Origin of the sequence: Chryseobacterium lacus (assembly GCF_003336205.1) — a bacterium.
Lineage (GTDB): Bacteria > Bacteroidota > Bacteroidia > Flavobacteriales > Weeksellaceae > Chryseobacterium_A > Chryseobacterium_A lacus.
The window spans coordinates 1-630 of sequence record NZ_QPIE01000027.1 but is presented as its reverse complement, the minus strand read 5'-3'; the positions used below and the strand labels follow the sequence as shown (position 1 = coordinate 630).

General features: G+C 43.3%; 1 protein-coding gene. It reads right to left on the bottom strand.

The window, feature by feature from the left end; all coding sequences use genetic code 11:
* A partial coding sequence (locus DQ356_RS11145) for a tyrosine-type recombinase/integrase (protein WP_147267622.1) occupies positions 1-484 on the bottom strand: 484 nt, incomplete at its 3' end.
* Positions 485-630 lie beyond the last annotated feature (146 nt).

Here is a 630-nt window from a genome sequence, read left to right as displayed (position 1 = left end):
GAACATACCGGTCTTTCCGGCCTTTACCCTGCACAATGTGAAGCATTTTCCGGTCAAAATCCAGATGCCGAAGCTCGATATTCCGCACTTCCATACACCGGAGTCCACACCCGTAGATCAGTCCGATGAGCAGTTTATGCTTCAGGAGTTCGGCGGTTTGAAGCATGCACCAGATCTCTTCCCGGCTGAGAATTACAGGAAGTTTCTTGACTTTTGGAATGGTGGGAAGATGGAGGTAGCTGTAAGGTAGACCTTCGGTTTTCAGCAGGAAACGCAGCCCGTAAACAGTATGTTTAAAGTACGACTGAGAAGGGGTTTTTGATCGCTTTTGAAGTTCAAAGAGATAATCTTTGATGTCTTCCGGGTCTAATTCGGTAGGGATTTTACCGAAATGAAGCGCTAAGGCGGCAACATGCCTGGAATAATTATCAAAGGTTCGTTTGCTTCTGCCCAGAATGGAAATATTTCTTTCAAAGCGTTGCAGGAGTTCGGCAAAACCATTAACTTCGCTAGAGGCACGATTGAGAAACTTGTTAGTCCTTAACTCCTCCGGAGATTTTTTTTTGTAGCCATTTTATATGTTTTTTAGGGTTTAATAAAAACAAAATTACTAAAACGGTGAATGGGAAA